The sequence below is a fragment of the Mesorhizobium sp. M8A.F.Ca.ET.021.01.1.1 genome, assembly GCF_003998025.1.
In the GTDB taxonomy this organism is placed as follows: domain Bacteria; phylum Pseudomonadota; class Alphaproteobacteria; order Rhizobiales; family Rhizobiaceae; genus Mesorhizobium.
The window spans coordinates 1-5,254 of the sequence record NZ_RZSJ01000451.1; the positions used below are offsets into that span (position 1 = coordinate 1).

Annotated in this window: 5 protein-coding genes and 1 tRNA gene; 3 read left to right on the top strand and 3 right to left on the bottom strand. The window is 62.5% G+C overall.

The window, feature by feature from the left end; genetic code table 11:
* A partial coding sequence (locus EOA36_RS26760) for a LacI family DNA-binding transcriptional regulator (protein WP_127280117.1) occupies positions 1-895 on the bottom strand: 895 nt, incomplete at its 3' end.
* A gap of 241 nt (positions 896-1,136) precedes the next feature.
* Here EOA36_RS26760 and EOA36_RS26765 point away from each other — a divergent pair.
* Positions 1,137-2,291 carry a dihydrodipicolinate synthase family protein gene (locus EOA36_RS26765; RefSeq protein ID WP_127280118.1) on the top strand — a complete coding sequence of 385 codons (1,155 nt, stop codon included), beginning with the start codon at positions 1,137-1,139 and terminating at the stop codon, positions 2,289-2,291.
* Positions 2,292-2,490: 199 nt separating this feature from the next.
* On the opposite strand, the gene EOA36_RS26770 is transcribed toward EOA36_RS26765, so the two are convergent.
* Both EOA36_RS26770 and EOA36_RS26775 read right to left on the bottom strand, forming a co-directional pair.
* Positions 2,491-2,565 (bottom strand) — tRNA-Val (locus EOA36_RS26770).
* Between the two features lie 114 nt (positions 2,566-2,679).
* On the bottom strand, positions 2,680-3,042 hold the full coding sequence (locus EOA36_RS26775; protein ID WP_010911372.1) for a response regulator: 363 nt from the start codon (positions 3,040-3,042) through the stop codon (positions 2,680-2,682).
* A gap of 161 nt (positions 3,043-3,203) precedes the next feature.
* Here EOA36_RS26775 and EOA36_RS26780 point away from each other — a divergent pair, with 161 nt between their 5' ends.
* Positions 3,204-4,145 carry an N-formylglutamate amidohydrolase gene (locus EOA36_RS26780; RefSeq protein WP_127280119.1) on the top strand — a complete coding sequence of 314 codons (942 nt, stop codon included), beginning with the start codon at positions 3,204-3,206 and terminating at the stop codon, positions 4,143-4,145.
* 369 nt (positions 4,146-4,514) lie between these two features.
* Positions 4,515-5,246, top strand: coding sequence for a histidinol-phosphatase (hisN, locus tag EOA36_RS26785; protein WP_127280120.1), 732 nt, complete (start codon positions 4,515-4,517; stop codon positions 5,244-5,246).
* Positions 5,247-5,254: the final 8 nt, after the last annotated feature.

Consider the following 5,254-nt stretch of genomic DNA (forward strand, 5'->3'; position numbering starts at 1 on the left):
CGGAGTCCACCGCGACGCTGGTTAGCGCCGGCATGTAATGTTCGGCCTCGACCACATCGTCGAAGCCGACGACGGCGAAATCCGCGCCCGGCTCAAGTCCGCGTTTGCGCAGCGCCAGCATGACACCGAAGGCGACGGCATCGTTGAAGCAGAGCGCCGCCGTTGGCGGCTCGGCCATTGCGAGCGACGTCTCCAGGCAGGCCATGCCGCCCTTGCGGTTGGTCTCGCCCTCGATGATGAGCGCGTCGCGGGGGTCTATGCCAAGCGTTTCGCAGGCTTCGCGAAAGCCGCCCAAGCGCTCATGATAGACGATGAGGTCGGACGAGCCGCCGAAGAAGGCCAGGCGGCGATGCCCCTTGCCGACGAGATGAGCGGTGGCGAGATAGGCGCCACGATGATTATCGGGCGTGATCACCGGGATGCGGCTTTCCGGCAAGCGGCGCATGGCGAAGACGACCGGAACGCCCGCCATCTCCAGCCGCCGGAAGGCACCCGGCGTGGTGCCGCGCGCCGGCGAGACGATGAGGCCGGCGACGCCTTGCTCCATCAGCGATTTCAACACTTCTTCCTGGCGCACCGGGTTCTCCGCCGTGTTGGCGATGAACGGCACGATGCCGGCCGACTGGAAGACGCGCTCCATGCCCACTGCCAGTTCAGCGAAGAACGGATTGGTGAGATCGTTGATGACCATGCCGATGACGTTGGAATGGGCCTTGCGCAGATTGGCGGCGCCGCGATTGTAGACATAGCCGACATCCTCGATCGCCTTGCGAACCTTGACCGCGGTCTCGGGGCGGATCAGCCCGCTGCCCTGGAGCACGAGCGACACCGTCGATTTGGACACGCCTGCCTCGCGGGCGATGTCGAAGATCGTCGCCTTGGCGCGGCTGGCCATCCAGATGTCTCCTCCCGGTTTTCTCAATCGAATTTATTGGAACGTTCTAATCCCTGCTCCGTGGATGAGTCAATCGGGATTTTTTCTCGATCCAGCGAGGCGATCATACGTGGTCCAACGATATACCATTCAAGGCTTCATGTGTTGCAACGCAGCATTGGTCGGCGGCCGCTTTCGAATCTTAAAGGTTCTTGATTTATTGGAACGTTCCATTTAGTAAATGCCGAAAACGGAGAGATCGATGGACATTGCCTTGCCCGGCGCGGGTGGCCGCAGCACACGCTACGCGCTTGTCGGACAGCCGGTCCAGCCGGTGATCGGCGCACGGTTCCCGCGCATCGCCTATGCCGCCGCGCATGTCGTCGCCGATCCCCTGGAAATGACCGATCCATGGTCGCGGCCGGTTGTCGACTGGGATAGGACGATGGCGTTTCGCCATCATCTTTGGCGGCTCGGCTTCCGCATCGCCGAGGCGATGGACACGTCGCAGCGCGGCATGGGTTTCGATTGGCGGAGCGCGAGGGAATTGATCCGCCGATCAATCGCGGAGGCGAGGACCGTCGCTGACGCCGACCTCGCCTCGGGCGCCGGAACCGACCATCTGGCGCCGGCGTCGGCCAGGACACTGGATGATGTGATCGCCGCCTATGAGGAGCAGTTCGCTTTCATCGAAGGGCAAGGCGGCAAGGCGATCATGATGGCCAGCCGCGCGCTGGCCGCCGTCGCCAAGGGCCCGGACGACTATGCGCGTGTCTACGACCGCATCCTGTCTCAGGCCTCCGGCAAGGTCATCCTGCACTGGCTGGGCGACATGTTCGACCCGGCGTTGAAAGGCTATTGGGGCAGCGGGAATTTCGAGGCCGCGCTCGACACCGTCGTCGCCATCATCGAACGCCACGCCGGAAAAGTGGAAGGGATAAAAATTTCGCTGCTCGACGCCGGCAAGGAGGTGGCGCTTAGGAACCGGCTGCCGGACGGCGTCGTCATGTTCACCGGCGACGACTTCAACTATCCCGAACTGATCGCCGGAGACGGCAAGCGCCACTCGCACGCGCTGCTCGGCATTTTCGACGCGATCGCGCCGGTTGCCAATGCGGCGCTGGCGAAGCTGGCTGACGGCGACCGTGCCGGCTACGACGCGCTGATGGCGCCGACCGTGCCGCTGTCGCGAAAAATCTTCGAGGCGCCGACCGAATATTACAAGGCCGGCATTGTCTTCATGGCTTGGCTGAACGGCCACCAGGACCATTTCGCGATGGTCGGTGGCATGCAGTCGGCGCGCGGCATCCGCCATTATGCCGAAGTCTTCCGCCTTGCCGATCAGGCTGGATTGCTGGCCGACCCGGAGATGGCGGTTGCCAGGATGAAGAGCCTCTGCGCCGTCGCGGGCGTCTGAGTGGCACACAGGTTGGCCGCGGCCGCCAACTCGAGTGTTGTGGCTTGCCCCTTCGCAAAACTCGCTGACAGGCCTGGGAATAGCCTGACCCGACACCGCAATGATTCGATGAGGGAATAGGGCAGTGGGGGAATCAGGGCACGCAGCGGCGGCCAGGCCTTACGCCCTATCTCTTCGACTCAGCTGGTTTGGATCTGGATGGTGGGCATGACAGGGATTGAACCTGTGACCCCTGCAATGTCAATGCAGTGCTCTCCCGCTGAGCTACACGCCCATCCGAAGCCGCGCATACACCATTTTTGGTCAGGCGCGTCAATAGCAGGAAAAGAGGAAAAACACGTCGTCTCGCCGCGGCTGTGGACTGACCCGGCGGCTTGCGGAAGGCGGCTCAGGCCGCGTGCAGCATCTTCTCGACCTCGTTGACGAGGTCGCGCAGGTGGAAGGGCTTGGACAGCACCTTGGCGTCTTTCGGCGCCTTGGAATCCGGGTTCAGCGCGACGGCGGCGAAACCGGTGATGAACATGACCTTGAGGTCGGGGTCGATCTCGGTGGCGCGGCGCGCCAATTCGATGCCGTCCATCTCCGGCATGACGATGTCGGTCAGAAGCAGCGAGAATGGTTCTTCGCGCAGCCGCTCATAGGCGCTGGCGCCGTTGTCGAAATCGCTGACCTGATAACCGGCGCGCTCCAGCGCCTTGACGAGGAACCGACGCATATCGTCGTCGTCTTCCGCCAGAAGAATGCGTGCCATGTTGTCCCGTCCGAATCACCCGCCGAGACTGCCGAGGGGCAGGCCCGTTAACCATCCTGTATATGAGGAGGTGAGAGTAAACATCAAGTGAACACCGACGCGCTTGCCCCACATTTGCCAAGCGGCACGACGGCTGAAATGCTGGACATGCGGCCAGCAAGGTGGCAGTTTCATGCCATGATGCACTGGTGTTTTCGGGTTCGTTCAAATTGAAGACGGCAGCCGAGGATTTTTCGGTCTTTCCACCCTTCGAAATCCGGTCGGGCGCCGAGCAGCGCGTCCCCTTCCTCTTCAATTCACCGCATAGCGGCCGCTACTATCCTGAACGCTTCCTTGCCATGGCAAGGCTCGATCGCAACGCCATCCGCCGCTCGGAGGATTGCTATGTCGACGAGCTGTTCGGCGGCGCCGTGGCGCTGGGTGCGCCGATGTTGGCGGCAAATTTTCCGCGTGCCTATCTCGATGTCAACCGCGAGCCATGGGAACTCGACCCGCGCATGTTCGCCGAGCCGGTGCCGTCCTTCTGCAACATCCGCTCCGCGCGCGTGGCCGGCGGGCTCGGCACCGTGCCGAAGCTGGTGGGCGAGGGGCTCGACATCTATGCGGGCCGCTTGCCGCTCGCCGAGGCGGTTGCCCGCATCGAAGCCGTCTACAAGCCTTATCACGAAACGCTGAAGCGGCTTTTGACCCGGACCCACGCCCGTTTCGGCTTTGCCGTGCTGATCGACTGCCATTCGATGCCGGCGAGCATCCGTGTCGGCGACAACGGGCTGCGGCCGGATTTCATCATCGGCGACCGTTTCGGCATCTCGGCCACCGCGGCCCTGACCGAAACCGCGATCGGCCTATTGACCGCGATGGGCTATACCGTTGCTCACAACAAGCCTTATGCCGGCGGTTTCATCACGGAACATTACGGCCGCCCGGCGCGTCATCTGCATGCGCTGCAGATCGAGGTCAATCGCGGGCTCTACATGAATGAGCGGACATTCGAGAAAGCCGGCGGCTTCGACGCGCTGGCCGACGATCTGACGCGATTTTCGGCCGACCTGATGGCGATGCCGGATCACCATTTCATCGACCTGCCGCTGGCCGCGGAGTGAAGATCACGCCTTGTTCCATGCGTGCGACTGCCCGAAGATCCCTCGTGTGGTTTTGGGCGGTACGCTTCGGGAGCGGCTGAAAAAAAGACCGCATCGTTTGCACGATACGGTCGAAGTCTAGGGAGGAAACGCCCAAGGAGGGCATGGACAGGAAACCCTATCCGAGAATGAGGGTATTGTGCAGCGCACAAATGTCAAGCGACGTTCAGGCTTTTTTAATTCAGAGTGATGTGGAAATTGCGTTTCGTTGACAGAAACGTGACATTTCAGCAACAGGTGTCGCTGCCGGAAAATTCTCGAACACCCTTGTTTTGGCACGAAAGTGACGGCAAACGACTGTCTGGGCATGCTGCAACGCGGGAGAATCAGTTGGACATCAGCGTCGATTTCATGCGCCGTATCGCGCAAGCGGCAGCGGCTGAGACCTTGCCGCGCTTTCGCGCCCAAGGCGCGGTCGCCAACAAGGAAAAGGGCAGTTTCGATCCGGTCACCGAGGCCGACCGCGAGGCCGAGCGCGCCATCCGGGCGCTGATATCGGCCGAGTATCCCGATCACGGTATCCTGGGCGAAGAGCACGGCAGCGAGAACATCTCCAGCCGGCATGTCTGGGTTATCGATCCGATCGACGGCACGCGCGCCTTCATCTCCGGCCTGCCGGTGTGGGGGACGCTGGTCGGGTTGACGGTCGACGGCGACGCGGTTGCCGGCATGATGGCGCAGCCCTTCACCGGCGAGCTGTTCTACGCCAATGGATCCGGCTCGCATTACGAGGGACCGGGCGGTCCGCGAAAACTGTCGACCCGCAAGACGACAAAACTCGATGAGGCGACGCTGTTCACCACCACGCCGGCATTGTTCAAGGGCGAAGCGCGCACGCGCTATGACGCGTTCGAGAAACAGGTCCAACTCGCCCGCTACGGCGCCGACTGCTATGCCTTCGCCATGATCGCCTCGGGCAGCGTCGACATCGTCACGGATCCCGGCCTGAAGCCTTACGACATCGTCGCGCTCATCCCGATCATCGAGAAGGCCGGCGGTGTCGTCACCACCTTCGACGGCGGGCCGGCGGAGAATGGCGGCGATGTGCTGGCGGCGGCATGAAGCTCCGG